We start from the raw sequence: 17,695 nt of genomic DNA, 5'->3' as shown, positions 1-17,695 counted from the left end.
TTATTTAGCATTGTCTAACTATTGGGTTACCTTTACGACAATTGGGGATACGTTTGTTTCTTTTGCTGACTTAATTGCGTAACATGACTTTTATAATCAGTAGGTGAGACTCCGAATTGTTTTTTGAACATTCTACTAAAATAAAATTGGTCGCTAATTCCTACTAATGCTGATATCTCTTTAATATAAGTATGGCCTTTCATAATTAATTCTGCTGCTTTGTTCATCCGAACATTGTTAATATAATGAATTAAACTCATACCCATTTGATCCCTAAACACGCGACACAAATAGTTTTCACTGAAATTAACATGGTCAGCAATCATTTCCAGCGTGATTTTATCCCGATAATGTAATTCGATATAACGAATGACATCGACTATTTCTTTTTTGGTCACAGACGAATCAAGTGATCTAGGAGCATTTTTCCATAAACTTAACCCATCTAAAGCTTCCATTGCAATTGCCAATAATGCATCTGAGCTTTTACATTCCAATACATTGTTTTTATTTCTATCATATTGCTCGGCATTCAATATCGTTATTTGGGTATCACATAGCGGTAAATAATCCAAACATTTATTCATAAATGTTTTAAGCGCAAAAGGATGTATGCTACTCTGATGAGCTTGTTCTGTAAAGGTTTTCAACATCAACTGTATGGAAGAGCTTTCGTCTTTATACAGAAAATCCAAAATAGATTTAGAAAAATCAACATAGTTGACAAAATCTATCTCTTGTTTCAGATCAACCTCATCATTAAAAATAACGGATTGTTCCTCGTAAAAATTGATATCAATCGTATCTTTACACTCTAAATACGTTTGTCTAGCCTCTTGATAACCGCATATTTCCGATGAATACACGATAGCAGTCTCGATCGTCATATACATTTGCATTAGTTTTTGAATTTTTTGAACAAAGGTCAAGGGATCGAATTGACATTGATGCAGTCGTTCCTTAGCAATTAAGACAATAATTGCGTTGATTTCTACTTGAAATACCTCTACATCATGTTCCGATTCCATTAAATCAAGAATCATGTTCTCAATGAATGACAAAGAAATATTGAATTTTTGACCTTCCTTTAATGAGGAATCATCTAAATGTATATAAAATTGGTAACAAGCTTTGTTAGCGAAATTTAGTTGAATTTCCTCATTTTTTAAAAAATGCTCGATGTCATGATAACTATTTGTAAAATAATCTTTCAGCATCGTGTTCTTTACGCTTTTCAAGTTGTTACGCAATACTTGCTCTCTCGTTACTTGCTCTTGCAAAATAAGCTGTTCTTCCTGAAGGAGCTTTGCAGTCTTCTGAAGCTGCTCAATAAGTGCTTCCGTCTTGATACTAATTTTCAACATATAGTCGACCGCACCAAGAACTAGCGCTTCACGTACAAGCTCGTATTCACCAAAATTACTTGCAACAATGATTTTACCTTTATAGCCAAGTTCATTCAGTTCTCTTATAAGCTGCAGACCATTCATATTCGGCATTTTTAAGTCTGTAATGATGATATCTGGATTTAGTTCTTTAACTAACACCAATGCTTCATTTCCGTCTGAGGCTGTTCCACAAATAGAAAAACCAAGATTATCCCAATCAATCATCGTACGTAAGGCAATTTTTACAATAGGCTCATCATCTACAAGCAATACATTGAACATATAATAATTAATCTCCTTCTGACTTTTGAATAGGTATGATCATTCTACAACTTGTTCCCTCTCCTACTGCACTTGAAATGAATAAACCATATTGATCCCCGTAATGGAGCTTAATTCGTTCATTCACATTATTTACTCCAATGCCTGACAACTTATCTGTATGGTCCGAAGAACGGTTTTGATTCGTATCGAATCCTTTACCGTTATCGGTTATGTCTATGTGAAGCTGATTATCAACCTGTTGAACTTTAATCATAATGTCTATAGACTTCCCGTTCTCAGAAATACCATGAATAATGGCATTTTCAGCGACGGGTTGCAATATTAATTTTGGAATTAAAAATGGAAGCAGCTCGTCATTGATCTCATATCTAACCTCGAACCTGTCTGCATAACGAATTTTTTGAATTTCAAAATAATGCACTAAATTTTGAAGTTCCTGTTCAATCGTAATCTCTTCATTATTATCTAAAATCGTACTGCGCAATAATTCAGATAGTGAGCTAATTCCATTATTAAGTACTGGCACCTGATTAATAACTGCGAGCCAGCGAAGCGTATTTAATGTATTAAATAAAAAATGCGGATTAATTTGTGACTGAAGCATTTGGAGTTCTAACTCCCGCTTCCGTTTATCATCAAGCTTTTGATTATCCATCAATCTCTCAATCTCACTGACCATGCTATTTATTTTACGAGATAGTACGCTCATCTCATCATCATACTCATCTTGAATGCGATTGGAAAACTCTCCATTAGATATTTGATTACTGAAAGCCATAATACCTTTTATAGGTTTTACAATACTATTATTCATGAAATAAATAATGAAAATACAAGAGATTACAATCACTAATACGATTATAATCATGCTAAACGTGATTTGACTTATTTCAGAGTTAATATATGAATAGGGCATCAAAGATATAAGATACCAACCTATTTGCTCATTATATATATAAGATATTTGCTGATCAGCATGATTAACCAATCCGGAAAAAGAAGAATGATTACTTTTCTGTGCATCTTGAATCATTTGAAACAGCGCAGGATCGGTGTATTGTTCTCCTAATGTAATCTCTTTGTTACTCGAGGAGAACACAGTCCCATCTCGCCCCATAATAAGAAGATTCGACCCTTTCCCTAGATCAACACTTGAAAGAATATTTTTGGAGAACAAGTCTGTATTGACGTACACGAAAGCATATCCGATCTGCTCGGAGCTATCATGCTCTGCATGGATCTTTCTCCCTACAGCGATCGTGTCGTATGAACTAATCGTTCTTACATAAGTAAGCCCATCGTAAGGAGCATTCTCATTGACATCCGAAATCGCCTTTTCCAAATACTGCTTGCTAATCGTTTCATATCCAAGCTCGTAGAATGGTTCGTGATCCGTATCGTAAATGCTAACGGTTACAACATGAGACGGAAATATCGTTCGAAATATAGCATCCATTGCAGCTTCTTTGGATGTTGAGGAAACTAATTGTTGTGCACTTTCGTTAGCTAAGTTTGCTTGCACGAATTCATTCGTAGAAATCGAACCGTTAAGAAATTGATAATTTTGAAGCTCTGTCAGCAAATTTTTATTGACCAAAGTTATCGCCTGAAAGGTTGATGAACTGAGCTTATCACTGATCGATTCCGAATATAACTTGTATGCGTAGAATCCGAGAAAAATGATAGGAATAACCGATACGATCAAAAATGTTCCAATTAATCGATGCTGAATCTTAAATTTACGCAGCATAGCATGACCCCTTGATCTTGATCTGTTTATAGTAACATAATGTGCACCTTAAAACATTTAAAGAAGATGATCCCCCCAATATTGGAAAAATCATCTTCTTTGGATTTTATTTATATTTTCTGTTATATAACCATAAGAAACTTGTAAGCATCCCAAGTCCAAGCAGCATAGTTAAAAGTCCCGATGGGCCAATCGATTGATGACCGAATACGGTAAGCAACATTCCTATAATGAACAGTATTAAATAGAGCAATTTGTCCATATTATCCTATCATCCTTTCAAACCGCCCATAGTCATTCCCTGAGTTAATTTCTTCTGTACCAAAATATATACAAGCAATGTTGGCAGCATAACAATCACGAGACCAGCATACAGTTGTCCATACTCAACAGCAGATTTTTGCGCAGCTAGCAAATTCATCAAACCAACCGGAAGTGTCTTGAAATCAGGTTTCGTTAGCAAGGTCATCGAAATGATATATTCGTTCCAGAAGGACAGGAAGTTGAATAATATAATCGTAATGATCGCAGGTCTTGCCATTGGCATAATAACCTGAACCATCGTTCTAAAATGTCCTGCTCCGTCGACAGAAGCAGCCTCTTCGTATTCTTTCGATAGTGATTTGAAATAACCTGACAGCAAATAAATCGTAAATGGCAATGCCATAGCTGTATACACTAGCGCTAGTACAATAATGTTATTCAATAAAATGGGTTGACCAAACATCGTACGCGCCATTTTGTCACCATTGTTCAGCATTAGAAAAATGGGAACGATGATATAGTTTACGTTAATAAACAAACCAGCCATAAACATCGTATTCAATAGCAGATTACCTCTAAAACGGTAACGTGCAAGTACATAAGCTGCCGGAAGTGCAATAACGAGCAATAATGCAATTGACAATGCCGTTACAAGCACTGAATTCAGCATATAATCACCCATATTTGCCTTTAGCCAAGCATCTGCAAAGTTCTGAAGATAAATGCCTTTAGGTAACGCCCATGGACTACCGTAAAATTCAACATCTTCTTTAATAGATGCAATAAACGTCCACAATACCGGAATGATAATAATGACTGTTAGTAAAATCAACAAAAAATAGGATACAGACTTGAATAATACTTCTTTTCCTTTACCCTTTTGCAGAGCTGAATTGCTTGTCATCATTTCTTCCCTCCTTAATACTCTAGATGATCACGCTTGGTAACTGCATTAAGAATGCCGGCTAGAGCAAACGAGAACAAGAACACCACAACGCCAATCGCCATTCCGTAACCATAAGAAGAATTCGTATACGCTTCTTTATACATGTAACTTAGGAATACTTCAGTCGCTCCATCAGGACCACCGCTAGTCATAGCTGTAACGAAGAGGAAGCTCATATTAATCGTACTGATAATAAAAAAGGTAAGCGTTGTGCGAATATTCGTCCAAATAAGCGGAATTGTGATGGTAAGAAATTGATGTACAGGCGATGCACCTTCAAGATCAGCAGATTCGTATAAACTCTCAGGAATGTTCGCCATACTTGCCATATACATAACCATGTAATAACCAACTGCTTGCCATATCATTGCTGCAGCAAGACTGTAAATAACCAGTTTTTGATCTCCAAGCCATAAGACGGGCTCATCTACGATATGGAATAATTTAAGAATCGAGTTTAGAAGTCCATTGCTCGGATCATAAATTGCAGAGAAAATCGCGCTAATTACGACAATAGACAAAATATTTGGAATGTAAAAAACAACTCGATATATATTTATTCCTTTTAATTTACCTCGCGTAAGAATCGCTGCAAAAATAAGAGCTAATGCAAACGTAACAATAGTAACAACAACAATTAACAAAATGCTGTTTTGGAACACTTGATAAAATTTATCGCTTTGGAACAACTTGCTGAAATTATCCAATCCGACAAATGTCTTGTCATCCGTATATCCTCCCCATTTGTATAGGGACATTCGAAACACGTCAATGCTCGGAATTAACAAGAAGATAACAAATAAGATTACGGCCGGAGCCAGACAAAAGAATATGAAACGGGATTTTCCCCTGTTAGATGGCATTACTCGAGCTCCTTCCTAGGTCTAACGTAACTGTGGCCAGTTGTCACTGACCACAGCACCAATTTCTATTTTAAATGAGTAGTTAAGTGACTATTTCGCGTTACGAAGAGCATCACTGGCTTTAGTTATCGAATCTACCCACTCTTGCTCTGTTTTTGCACCCGTTACAATGGAATCGATCGATCCGAATACGGTATCAGAAATATTTACGCCTTCAACGGGTACAGTAGTTGCGAACGCGCCCATTGCTGCTTTAGCGCCATTATCATAGATACTGTAGAATAGCTTGTTATCGCCTTCAAGTTTTCCAGACATACCTGCAATCGGTTGAATTGCACCTGCATTAGCGAAAATCGCTGCAGCTTCATCGGAATATAAATATGCGATAAACTGTTTCGCTAAATCAGGATTTTCGGCTTTAGCTGGAACCCAAATTTGCTCGAAGAATGTATAAGAATAACGGTCTCCACCATCTGCTACAGCTGGAAGCGCTGTAAAGCCCCATTTAAATCCTTCTGCACGCGGTGCATTTGCCATTTCATTAACAACCCATGTACCGTTAGGCATAAATATGGCTTTGTTGTCCAAAATGAGCTGTTGGTTTTTCGTAAAGTTATCTTTGTTTCCGTTAGCTGGAACTGTTTTCTCCGTATAAGAAGCTAGCTTCGTAATCATATCAAATGCTTGCGTTGCTTCTGCTGATTGCCAGATTCCTTCAGAATAGCTCATTGCTTTAGTGAAGAAATCAGGTCCGCCAACTGCGTTCAACATGGCGTAGAAGAACGAATCGAAGTAACCAGTTGTTGGATAAGCAAATAGTGCAATACCCTCTGCTTTTGCTTTATCTCCCAATGCCCACATTTCATCCCATGTTTTCGGTACTTCCCAGCCTTTTTGCTCTAATAAACCTTCGTTATAGAACAAGCCAGTAGGGCTGTAGAACATTGGCATCAAATAGGTTTTGCCATCATTATATGGATTGGTAATCGTCGTATCTGTAAAACCAGGAATAATTTTCTCACTAACGGCTACCTCTTCGCCAGGCACTGTCATTGAAAGAACATCGGTAAGATCAGTCATGTTGTTATCTTTTACGAATGTTTCTGTAAGCCCTTTCGGTTGACCGACTGCTAAATGGATAACATCTGGAAACTCACCGGATTTCATCGTTGGTCCAATAACATCTTCGATGTTTTTTTCAATCGTCATTTCAACTTTCACACCAGGAACCGTTTTCTCGAATGCAGCTGCAACTTCTTCCCACGCCGTTTTTCCATAAGCTGTTTCTAGTGCAGCAAATTTCAGCGTACGGACTTTACCAGTTGAAGCATTAGAATTAGTTGAACCGTTTTTCTCTGCGTTGCCATTGGATGAACCACAAGCTGCCAGCGTAAATGCCATAATAACCGCAAGCGCCAAAGTTACCATTTTTTTCATAATCTTACCCCTCCTCGTTTTTGTGAATAACGAACACCATTCATTATTCGATATAAAGTTGTTTCCGCTTATCTAGATTAACTAATAAAATTCAAAGTGTTCAATAGCATTTGCTCAAGTAGATAAAATCGCTCATCGGCTTGCATAAATTATCTATAAGCTGAAGCCACCATTCATTTTCAGATAAAATTCAGAAGCAGTTAAATAGAATATTTATATTTCCACTGCTGATTTTGGTTAAAATTATTCATAACATGAGCGATAATATTCATGTACTTCTATGTCAATAATGTTCATAATTGATCTGTTAAGGGTCTTTTTACGATAAAAATCTTGGAGTGAATAAGATGAAAAGATATCCAAGCCTATTTTTGATAACGTTTGCATTACTAGGAATAATTGCTATTTCATCTTTAAATGTTATGAAAGATCAAACGTCTCCCTCTGACAAGTCATCCATTAATGAGCACTCAGATGCTGAGGCGAAAAATTTCAAGAACAATGAATTGCATATCGCCGTATTTCAAGGAGGATATGGACAAGAATACTGGAAAGAAATCACAGAAAAATTCGAAGCTGCTTATCCTGGCGTACAAGTGCATATGACAATCAGTCCTCGGATAGGTGATGTAATTAGACCACAAATTGTCGCTGGCAATCCCCCGGATTTTCTAGCGATTTCGGATACGGACCAAAGCGGAATTATGGCCTCATTAGTGAAAGAAAAAGGTTTAATGGATATAACCGACGTTTTTGATGAGGTAGCACTAGATAAGAAAATGCGCTTAAAGGACATGATTCTCCCTGGCATCCTTGAAAGCACGAGATTTACTCCGTATCGAGACGAGAAAATCTATATGGCACCGTTCAATGCTGCACCAATGGGATTAATCTACAACAAAAAATTGTTTCAGGACAAGGGATGGAAGCTGCCCGTAACATGGAATGAGTTTTTTGCCTTGGACGAGGAATTAAAGAAAGAAGAAAATTATGTAGTTGATGAAAATGGAAATCTAATCAAGCGTGCGCTATTTACTTATCAGGGCATATATCCAGAATATTTGGAGGAAATTCTCTATCCGTCACTTGCAAATGCAGCTGGAATTACGCAACTAAAAAAAATATTTTCATATGAACCGGGTTCTTTTAAGACGGAGCCTGTCAAAAAGGTTTTGGATACATTAGCTAAGCTTGGGAGAGACGGGTATTTGATGGAGGGAACCGTCGGACTTAATCACACCCAATCACAAACGGATATGATGCTTGGCAAAGCCATTTTTATCGTTAATGGTTCGTGGATGGAAAATGAAATGAAAGATTCTCCAAGAGAAGAAGGATTCGAATTCGGCATGATTCCTGTGCCTGTATTTCATGAAGGCGATGAACGTTATATCCTTTCTAGCTATGAACAATTTTCGATTCCGCTCAAAGCCAAAAACGCTGAACTTGCAAAAGAGTTTTTGAAGTTTCTTTATACCGAGGAATCTATCCGATTATTTGCAGAGAAATCCAACGGTACTTTTGCACTGAAAGGAGCGCAAGAACTTTTGAGAAACTATTTAACCCCTGGTGTATATGAAATGTCCAGCGCATATGAAGGAACGACTGCCATAACACAAGAGTGGGAAGTTATTCCTAAGTTTTCCAAAGAGAATATAAGAAATCAATTGTTCAAATCAGCTATAACACCGGTTATGACTGGGAAAATGACTACCGAGGAATGGATGAATCAAGTAGAACATGCCTTTATAGAGATTCAAGCGAATATGAGCAAACAAAATTAACGATAGCGATTACCCGTCCTCATTGCTTTGAGAACGAACGAATTTCGGTCGAAATGCACTAGGTGGCATGCCTGTCCACCGGCGGAATTGCCTAGAAAAGTGGCTTGCAGACTGAAATCCAAGCCGTTCAGCTAGTTCTTCCATCGTATAGGTCGAATGCACAAGCAAATGCTTCGCCTGATTAAGCACAATTTTACTCATATACTGCCTGGGCGATTGCCCATAAACCTTAGTAAATATGTGCGTGCAGCGTCCGCGGCTAATCCCTAATGAGGCGGCAATTTCAGCTATTTTTTCATTATTTCCATTCCGCAGTTTGTCTTCAATCTCATGGGCTAGCTCCGTTTCAAATACGGAGGCATCATGCATATTATGATCAATCTTCAGAATCGGGCTAGTCGTTTTTTCGCTGTACTTTATAAATTCACTAATGATACCTATAGTATGAGATTGGATAATAAGGCGATTAAGCGCTTTGTCGTCCTCAACGGTATCTATTCGATTATGGTGCAAAAGAGCATTTTCAATAGCGTTAACATGTGACGGTAACGCTAATTGAATTGCCTCTTCTGCCTTAATGATCACATAATCCGTTTTGCATAATCGCGCACGAATAATCGGGTCATCCAGATCGAAATGTAAATTAAAGAAACGATAAAAGGATGTTGAGTTATTCTCAGAGGCATGCAACATTCCGGACTTTATTAATATCCAATCCCCACTGCTAAACGTAAAAACATGGTCCCCTATCGTTTGCCTTATCTCTCCATTTTTACAATGCAATAGTTCAAAGAGATTATGATGATGCCGTGGAAAAGACCAATTAGGATGAAAATTCCCTACATGGCAGCCGATAATCTGCAGCGTACTCGTTAGGTTAGGGAGTGAATAATTAATATCCATTTTACATGGACCTCCTTGCGTTCAATATTTCAAGCATCTTATTATAGCGTAACGCCCTCCAAACAAAAGGTCAAATAATGTCTACTTTTGTCCATTTGTTTGATCATTTTTTCCACTTAAAATGGGGAGTATCACTACTAAGCGCGCACCCAATTAGAATTGGAGGTCATATAGATGACTGTGTTAACTGTACAAAATGATCAATTTCATTTCGATGACAAGCCTATTCGCTTAATTTCCGGGGCTATCCATTACTTTAGAGTCGTGCCTGAATATTGGTATGATCGTTTATTAAAACTAAAGGCATGTGGCTTTAATACAGTAGAAACTTATATACCATGGAATTTCCATGAGCCTGCGCCTGGTAAGTTTAACTTTGAAGGCATGGCAGATGTTGAAGGCTTTATTCGATTGGCAGGCGAACTAGGTTTGCATGTCATCGTACGCCCGAGTCCGTATATTTGCGCGGAATGGGAATTCGGCGGATTACCTGCATGGCTCCTTGCAGATCGAGAGATACAACTTCGTTGTATGAACCGCCCCTATCTTGAAAAAGTGGACGCCTATTACGATGAGCTATTGCCAAGACTGAAACCATTACTTTCCACAAATGGCGGCCCTATTATTGCTATGCAAGTAGAGAATGAATATGGAAGCTATGGCAACGATACGGCATATCTACAATATTTAGAGCAAGCTATGATAAGTCGTGGCATTGACGTATTATTATTCACTTCTGATGGACCAGAGAATCATATGCTTCAAGGCGGAATGGTTCCAAATGTTCTAGAAACTGCGAATTTCGGTTCAAGAGCAGAAGAATCTTTCGAGATGCTTCGTCGATATCAACCACAAGGCCCGCTTATGTGTATGGAATACTGGAATGGTTGGTTTGATCACTGGGGTGAAGAACATCATGTCCGTAATGGTGATGAAGTGGCTAAAGTATTCGAGGATATGCTTTCTTTAGGGGCCTCAGTGAATTTTTATATGTTCCATGGCGGCACTAATTTTGGTTTCACTAGCGGAGCGAATGGCTTAGAACGCGATCATTATGAGCCTACGGTTACAAGCTATGATTATAACGCACCATTGAATGAAGCTGGCGATCCTACTGAGAAATACTTTGCAATACGAGATATTATAGCGAAATATACAGATCTTCCTGAGATGGAAGTTCCTAAAGCTTTGCCTAAGCAAGCCTATGGAACGGTCCTTGCTGCTAGCCATGCGGCCTTGTTTGATCAGTTGCACCTATTGTCTGAACCAGTAAAATCTGTCACTCCAGAACCAATGGAGCGTTACGGACAAAATAACGGATTTATCCTATATGAAACATTTATTACAGGACCACGTGAAGAAAAAGAACTCATTATTCAAGATTGCCACGACCGAGCACTAGTATTCTTGAATGATGAATTTAAAGGAATCATCGAGAGATGGGATTCCAGTAAAAAAGTGCATTTTGAAGTGCCAAATGGCGGCGCACGTCTACGAATTTTAGTTGAGAATATGGGGCGTATCAACTACGGACCCTATCTAGCTGATCGTAAAGGTATTACCGAAGGCGTTCGTCACGGCAATCAATTCCTCTATGGATGGACGGTTTGGACAATGCCACTTGACGATTTGAAACCTTTGGACTTTGCTGCGATAGAGAAAACAACAACAAATGGTCCAGCATTTTATCGTGCAGAATTACACATTGAAAATGCACCAGCAGATACATTCTTGAAGCTCAAAGGATGGTCTAAAGGGGTTGTGTACGTGAATGGATTCAATATAGGTCGATATTGGAAAGCTGGCCCACAGCAGACCCTTTACATTCCCGCACCGTTTCTACGTCTAGGCAACAATGAAATCATCGTATTTGACATTGACGGAACAGAAAGCTTAGAGCTGCAGTTTGTTGATCAACCGGAGTTGGGATAATGCTTATTGCTTGACGATCAACAACGCTATAGCGTCATTTCAGCATAAGAGATCTCTCTCCATCAAGACAAAGAGCCCTTGCTACGCTAGGGCTCTTTGTCTTGACTTAAATGCTCTTCATTCACACTGTATACTCCACATGTGTGGGTAAAGCAGCGTCAAGTTGCTTAGTCATCGGAAACCGGTGATCTCCTTATTACATGTTCGATTAGGAAAATGAATTCAGTAGAGCACGGTATCTGTATAATGAGTAAAGGAAAAAGCAGCCCCAGAGAAAACTCTCCAGATTTTGTTTCAATTTGCTCCAGGCTATAGAAATACAGAGTACTTTCACGAGCGATTTCGACCTTATAATTTCGAAAAAGAAACATTCCAAGTCGTAGCAGCCAAGCTGCAATGTCAGGAATGCTTCTTATTTTGAGTTTAACGCTATATGGAAATATGCAGTGATGTCACTGCTTTGGGAAAACAAGTGCTGTGAGCACAACTTCTATTATTTCCGCAAAATAATAGGCATTTGTTTGATTCCAAACATCAACCAGCTGTCGATTCTCTCCAATGAATGGGAGCGATCGAGGCGGAACTCAGGAAATCGGTTAAGCAGCGTTTGAATGGCAATTTTACTTTCTAAACGGGCTAATTGCGCTCCTAAGCAGAAGTGAATGCCGTGACCAAAAGCAAGATGGGGATTAGGACTCCGGTGGATGTCGAAGATATCCGGACGCTCGAATAGGTCTTCGTCATGGTTGGCCGAGCCAATCCAGATGTTGACCATTTGTCCGGGAGTTAGTGTTTGTCCGCGTAGGACTGTGGTCTTTTTTACCGTTCGAATCATCGTTTGAACAGGGGAACAATAACGAAGAACCTCCTCCAGAGCCTGCGGAACCAAAGAGCGATTTTCCAAAAGCTGCTCTTTAGCATCAGCATAGCTATCGAGCATAAATAGTGCCGAGGAAATTAGGTTGGTTGTAGTTTCATTTCCCGCAACAAGCAGCAGAATACAGAAGCCGATCACTTCCAAATCGCTTAATTGTTCGCCATCTGTTTTCGCATGGACTAGACGACTGATTAGATCATCCTGCGGTTCAACACGTCTCTGATCCGCTATTGCGGTAAAATAGTCACTCATCTCTTGTTGGCATTGATAGTATTGCTCAGAGTTGTTTCCGACCAGCGCATCCGACCATTCTTTGAAACGCTTTCGATCTTCCAGAGGAATGCCTAGCATTTCGGCAATGACGATAATCGGTAATGGACTTGCAAAATGGTAAAGCCCATCCATCTTACCGCTCGCTTCCATTTGGTCACATAACTCATTCGCTATCGCTTCAATCTTTGGCGTCAGTCCTTCAATAACCCGTGGAACAAAAGCTTGAGAAACAAGCATCCGCAATTGCCGATGTTTAGGCGGATCTTGTCTTAGAATACTCGCTTCAATCGGATCTTTCATCGTTTCGACACCTTGCGAAGAAAAATGCTCGTGATCGGAAAAAATCGTTTTGACGTCCTCGTATTTGAAAACGTCCCAAGAATTAGTCTCTTTTTTAAACAATAAGGGGGAGGCAGCACGCATTTCTTTAAAATAAGACAAAGGTATCAATTCATTAGCCATTCTCCAATCCATATGTTACACCATCGCTTCCATCTCATTTTGTAGAACTGACTAGTCAGTATAATAACCCCAAAAAAGGGCAGTTACTCACCGCTAGTCAAAAACAAACCTGATGTAATGATCGTATAAAAGAATTGTTCAATATGATCACGGGACAATTCTTCGTTGTTATTCAAAAAATAGTTACTTGCGCTGTCGAGCATCCCCACGATCCCAGCCGCGGCCAAATTGCAGTTAACATCACGAAGCACGCCTTCTTGCTTTCCTTCTTCTAAGACGTTGGCAAGAAAATGAATGTAGTCAATTCTTAGTTTCTTCAGTTCTTCGAGCACTTCCTGATCGATGCCGTTGGATAGTTCATTGAAAACGATATGCGCTAAACTGCTAGATTCCAAAAACAGATCGAGGTTATGCGTGATAATCCTTTTGATTTGTTCTTCCAAAGTAAAAGTGGATTTAAGATCGGCCTGAACTTTATTAATAATCTCCTGAAAACCATCCTTAACAAGCGTCTTAAACAATTGGGCTTTACCTGGAAAGTGATAGTAAAGCGTTCCTTTGGCAACATTGGCTCTCAGAGCAATTTCATCCATACTTGCCCGATGGTAACCGTTTTCTGAAAATACTTCAACCGCTGTTTGGATAATTTTTTCTTTACTCAAGGTGATCCGCCTCTCTTTAATTTAGAAAAAAACTGACTAGTCAGTACAAAAAGTGTAACATGTTGGAAAAACTTCTGTCAACTGAGATCGCGAGGGGATTGGCTGACCTTACCTCTTCGCAAAATCATGATAAAGCTTCATCAACGCCCTCTTCTCAATCCGTGAAACATAACTGCGGCTAATCCCCAATTCCTTCGCAATCTCCCGCTGCGTCCGCTCATCCCCGACAGAGGAAGAGATCAAAACCTTGGAGGCTTTCCAAGAGATCGTTCAGGGAGGATTTACCGGAACCTTCAATCAATTAACCGAATAAGTAATAAAAAAATAAACCGTTTGATATATCCGGAACACATCGTTTCATAAGTTACGTCCAAACCATAAATAAGTGTCGTTGAATGAAAGACAGCTGCCGATACATTGTCGGCAGCTGTCTTGTTGTTTCAAGGTACTTGTTAAGTTCAAGGAAATAACTCGAAGTTAAGCCTCACTTTGACGAAGCAACACAATATGCAATACTCCAAGTATAGCTATAAAGTTACCGTTTTCGTTGCAACTTCCTCTTGGAATGTCTGGTCATGCTCAACAAAAACCATTGTTGGATTAAAGCTTTTAATAAGTTCTTCAACTTGCATTCGTGAATAAACATCAATAAAGTTTAGTGGCTCATCCCAAATATATAAATGAGCTTTTTCACATAAACTTTTAGCTATAAGCAACTTTTTCTTTTGTCCACCAGAATAGTGGGCTATATCTTTCTCAAACTGGATACGGTCAAAGTCCATCTTACGTAGAATGGACTTAAATATCGGTTCATCAATCTGATTTTCTTCAATAAAATCAGATAATTTCCCCTTTAAATGAGAGGTATCTTGCTGTACATAAGAAATAACAAGGCCTGAACTAACGTTCAAAGTACCTGTATGCTGGAGCGGCTTTCCTAGAATCAGTTGTAATATACTGCTTTTCCCACTACCATTCTTTCCATCAAGCACTACTCGGTCTCCTGCTTCAACTTTAAAACTTATGGGTGTATGAACTAATTCACCATCATACATAACAGACACGTCCGATAACTGAATTAGTTCTTTAGATTTGTGTGCTAAAGGCTCTAACTGTAATAACTCCGTTTTTTCCACATTTTTTAGCAGCGTTGACTTTGCTTCTATAGCTTTATTTTGCCTTGATTCCAGGTTCTTTGCACGTTTCATCATTTTAGCAGCTTTATGTCCTACAAAACCCTTGTCCAATTTAGAACCAGAATTCGTTGTACCATTTTTGGAGGCTTCTATTTGATTAGACCAATTGGCTGAACGTTTTGATGATTGTTGCAGCCTTCCAATGTCTTTTTGCAAACGCTCATTTGTTTTTTCTTCATGTTCTTGCTGTCTATCAAAATTCAGCTTCCAAGAAGAATAATTACCACTTTGAACATCTATATTGGTTCGGTTTATTGACAAGATATGGTCAACACAACCATCCAAAAAGTTTCTATCATGTGAAATTAAAATGAATCCTTTTTTCCTTTTTAAATAGTTAGAAACCATCTTTCTCGCATGGATATCTAAGTGATTGGTTGGCTCATCAATTAATAAAAATTTCCCTTCATTCAAGAAAAGTGCAGCCAGCAAAACCTTCGTTTGTTCCCCATTCGATAATGTTGCAAATGGTCGGTACATCACTTCAGCATCGACATCTAAATAAGATATTTCTCGAAGAATCTCCCAATCTTCTGCTTGAGGACTTATCTCTTCTACTATTTCATAGGTGAATCTGCTTTTATCCGAGACTGGATATGGAAAATAATTGAATTCTACTGAAGAAATAATTTTTCCGTTGTATTCATATTTTCCTAATAAAAGATTGAAAAAGGTCGTCTTGCCTCGACCGTTACGGCCAATAAATCCAAGCTTCCAATCCGTATCTATTTGAAAGCTAACATCTTCAAAAATATTATCAAAGCTGCTAGGATATGAAAATGTCAGGTTTTGTACATGGATCATAGACATGGTAGGTTCCTCCTTTTTATAAAAACATTACTTCTTCTTTATAAAAAGTCGGTACATACCCATTTATTCTTATTTACTCCGTATAAGTTCAATGGATACTAACCGACTTATACGGAGTAAATCATGTGTAACAACCGTGTCTGTACTCATCTTCCCCCTCCTTTATAACTTGTTGTGTCCGTATAGCTGGCCGCATGCTGCATCAATGTCAGTACCGAATTGTGTGCGCACAGTGACTTTGATTCCCTTTGACTTTAAGATCGTGACAAACTTTTGAACCCGTTCTTTGTCAGATTGATGAAAGCTTTCAGGCGTCACGTCGGTTGAATTGTAGGGGATCAAATTGACGTGATATAAATGTTCCCAAGGACCTCTGTCCTTTAATAAAGCAGCAATGGCTTCCGCATGTTCATTTGAATCGTTTTCGCCTCGAAGTAAAATATACGCAATGTATACTTTCCTACCTGTATCACGAATATGCTGATCCAACTTGTTCAACACATCATGAAGCGGAAACCGATTGTTAATTGGCATTAGCTCGCTCCGCTGTTCGTCGAAAGGAGAGTGCAGGGAAAAGGTTAGATTAACCTGTGGAAATTCCTTTGCAAGACGATCGATGCCCGGCAAAATTCCGATGGTGGAAACTGTAATTCTACGATGCCCCAAACCAAAGGTTCGTGGATCTGTTAGAATCATAATCGTGTCGAAGATATTAGGATTGGCCAAAGCCTCTCCCATGCCCATAAACGAAACACTATCCAAGGCTTCACCATTTAAATGAAAATATAACAATTGATCGGTAATTTCATCAGCTGTAAGATTACGTTTAAGTCCAATTGTACCTGTAGCACAGAAGCTGCAACCATATCCGCATCCACACTGGCTGGAAATGCAGTACGATTTCCAGCCGCGCTTATAACTTAGTTGAACTGCTTCTATGTGCTCACCGCCTTCAATGGCAAAAAGCACTTTATTCACTTGACTGGATGTTTTTTGCATGACAGGTGTTACGTTCAAAACGTGTTCGCCGAGGTTCTTGATTAATTCATTTCTTATACCCTTGGGTAGAATGGTCATTCGGTCATATTCGCCAATTCTTTGCTTAAAGATCGCATCCGCAATTTGTTGGAACCGATATGCGGGTTGTTTCAATTCTGCTAATAGATGTTGAATCATTTCGTATTTCGAAGTTGACTTCATGTGTTTTCTCCTCTTGAGCCGGAGAAACAGCCATAGCACCCCTTGTTGGTGCTTAACATGTACACTAACCAACCATATTAAAACCCACGAAGCTTGCAGCTAAAATCGCTACGTGCATCTATCGATAGATGGATAATGCTCCGGCATCCGTTTAGTTTGATCGTGAACCGTGCCAACGGACAATGAACGACTCACATGAACATTTACAACCTCAAACATCATTTTCAACCTCCTAAGATAAAAAAGCACAAAATTATACTATGGCAATAAAAAAATAAAGAGCTACAAGAAAGTTTACCTTTCTTGTAGCTCAAATAAACGAATACAGATTCCAATCCATTTAATGGAATTGATATTGTTATTTGAGTGAAAAGAATAAGTAAATTTCTTACTTAACAAAGAATAAAACAACTCTGATTATGTTTTATCATTCGTAAATAGCAAGAAATATTACATTATCCTTATCATCTCCTCTAGATTATTAAATATAATTCTAGCATAACAAATTTCACATTTCAACTTTGCAACAAGCAGACGAATGTAATATTTATTTGTCAGTTCACCACAAGTGAATTCAATATAACAAAACTGCCGATCGAGTAGTACCCGCAGCTTCATGAACTTAGCATTTTAACTAACGCTTCTTATTAATTCTACAAAAAA

General features: G+C 38.5%; 13 protein-coding genes and 1 pseudogene. 2 read left to right on the top strand and 12 right to left on the bottom strand.

From position 1 onward, the window contains the following. Positions 1-32: 32 nt before the first annotated feature. The 6 genes from ADU23_RS18080 to ADU23_RS18060 all read right to left on the bottom strand — a co-directional run bounded on the left by ADU23_RS18080 (position 33) and on the right by ADU23_RS18060 (position 6,933). Entirely contained in the window at positions 33-1,670 is a 1,638-nt protein-coding gene (locus ADU23_RS18080; RefSeq protein ID WP_053375005.1) for a response regulator transcription factor, read from the bottom strand. Positions 1,671-1,677: 7 nt separating this feature from the next. Beyond that, a complete protein-coding gene (locus tag ADU23_RS18075; RefSeq protein ID WP_053375004.1) occupies positions 1,678-3,423 on the bottom strand; it encodes a sensor histidine kinase in 1,746 nt (581 codons plus the stop codon). Between the two features lie 106 nt (positions 3,424-3,529). Then, a complete protein-coding gene (locus ADU23_RS34250; RefSeq protein WP_442950611.1) occupies positions 3,530-3,685 on the bottom strand; it encodes a DUF6903 family protein in 156 nt (51 codons plus the stop codon). Between the two features lie 9 nt (positions 3,686-3,694). Further along, positions 3,695-4,594 carry a carbohydrate ABC transporter permease gene (locus ADU23_RS18070; RefSeq protein ID WP_197286085.1) on the bottom strand — a complete coding sequence of 300 codons (900 nt, stop codon included), beginning with the start codon at positions 4,592-4,594 and terminating at the stop codon, positions 3,695-3,697. Positions 4,595-4,605: 11 nt separating this feature from the next. Next, positions 4,606-5,391, bottom strand: a complete 786-nt coding sequence (locus ADU23_RS18065; RefSeq protein ID WP_231637463.1) for a carbohydrate ABC transporter permease — start codon at positions 5,389-5,391, stop codon at positions 4,606-4,608. Positions 5,392-5,586: 195 nt separating this feature from the next. Then, entirely contained in the window at positions 5,587-6,933 is a 1,347-nt protein-coding gene (locus ADU23_RS18060) for a carbohydrate ABC transporter substrate-binding protein (protein WP_053375001.1), read from the bottom strand. Positions 6,934-7,280: 347 nt separating this feature from the next. On the opposite strand from ADU23_RS18060, the gene ADU23_RS18055 reads away from it, so the two are divergent. Then, entirely contained in the window at positions 7,281-8,717 is a 1,437-nt protein-coding gene (locus ADU23_RS18055; protein WP_053375000.1) for a carbohydrate ABC transporter substrate-binding protein, read from the top strand. Positions 8,718-8,726: 9 nt separating this feature from the next. Here ADU23_RS18055 and ADU23_RS18050 read toward each other — a convergent pair whose 3' ends face one another. After that, complete coding sequence (locus ADU23_RS18050; protein ID WP_053374999.1) at positions 8,727-9,620, bottom strand: AraC family transcriptional regulator; 894 nt, start codon at positions 9,618-9,620, stop codon at positions 8,727-8,729. Positions 9,621-9,794: 174 nt separating this feature from the next. Between ADU23_RS18050 and ADU23_RS18045 the strand changes: the two genes are divergently transcribed. Beyond that, positions 9,795-11,552, top strand: coding sequence for a glycoside hydrolase family 35 protein (locus ADU23_RS18045; protein ID WP_053374998.1), 1,758 nt, complete (start codon positions 9,795-9,797; stop codon positions 11,550-11,552). 493 nt (positions 11,553-12,045) lie between these two features. Here ADU23_RS18045 and ADU23_RS18040 read toward each other — a convergent pair whose 3' ends face one another. From ADU23_RS18040 to ADU23_RS18025, 5 genes and pseudogenes are all read right to left on the bottom strand, one after another. Beyond that, a complete protein-coding gene (locus ADU23_RS18040; RefSeq protein WP_231637461.1) occupies positions 12,046-13,164 on the bottom strand; it encodes a cytochrome P450 in 1,119 nt (372 codons plus the stop codon). Positions 13,165-13,247: 83 nt separating this feature from the next. Beyond that, on the bottom strand, positions 13,248-13,826 hold the full coding sequence (locus ADU23_RS18035; protein ID WP_053374996.1) for a TetR/AcrR family transcriptional regulator: 579 nt from the start codon (positions 13,824-13,826) through the stop codon (positions 13,248-13,250). A gap of 108 nt (positions 13,827-13,934) precedes the next feature. Further along, positions 13,935-14,051, bottom strand: a pseudogene (locus ADU23_RS32190) (sigma factor-like helix-turn-helix DNA-binding protein); the annotation flags it as partial. A 302-nt stretch (positions 14,052-14,353) separates the two neighbouring features. Then, a complete protein-coding gene (locus ADU23_RS18030; protein WP_053374995.1) occupies positions 14,354-15,832 on the bottom strand; it encodes an Lsa family ABC-F type ribosomal protection protein in 1,479 nt (492 codons plus the stop codon). Positions 15,833-15,994: 162 nt separating this feature from the next. After that, the gene (locus tag ADU23_RS18025) at positions 15,995-17,032 is read right to left on the bottom strand and encodes a Cfr family 23S rRNA (adenine(2503)-C(8))-methyltransferase (RefSeq protein ID WP_053374994.1); all 1,038 of its coding nucleotides are present in this window, start codon (positions 17,030-17,032) and stop codon (positions 15,995-15,997) included. Between the last annotated feature and the right edge of the window lie 663 nt (positions 17,033-17,695).

It is taken from the genome of Paenibacillus sp. FJAT-27812, from assembly GCF_001273905.1.
GTDB lineage: Bacteria > Bacillota > Bacilli > Paenibacillales > Paenibacillaceae > Pristimantibacillus.
Note: the sequence above shows the minus strand (reverse complement) of the source record. Positions and strands in the feature narration are given on the sequence as shown.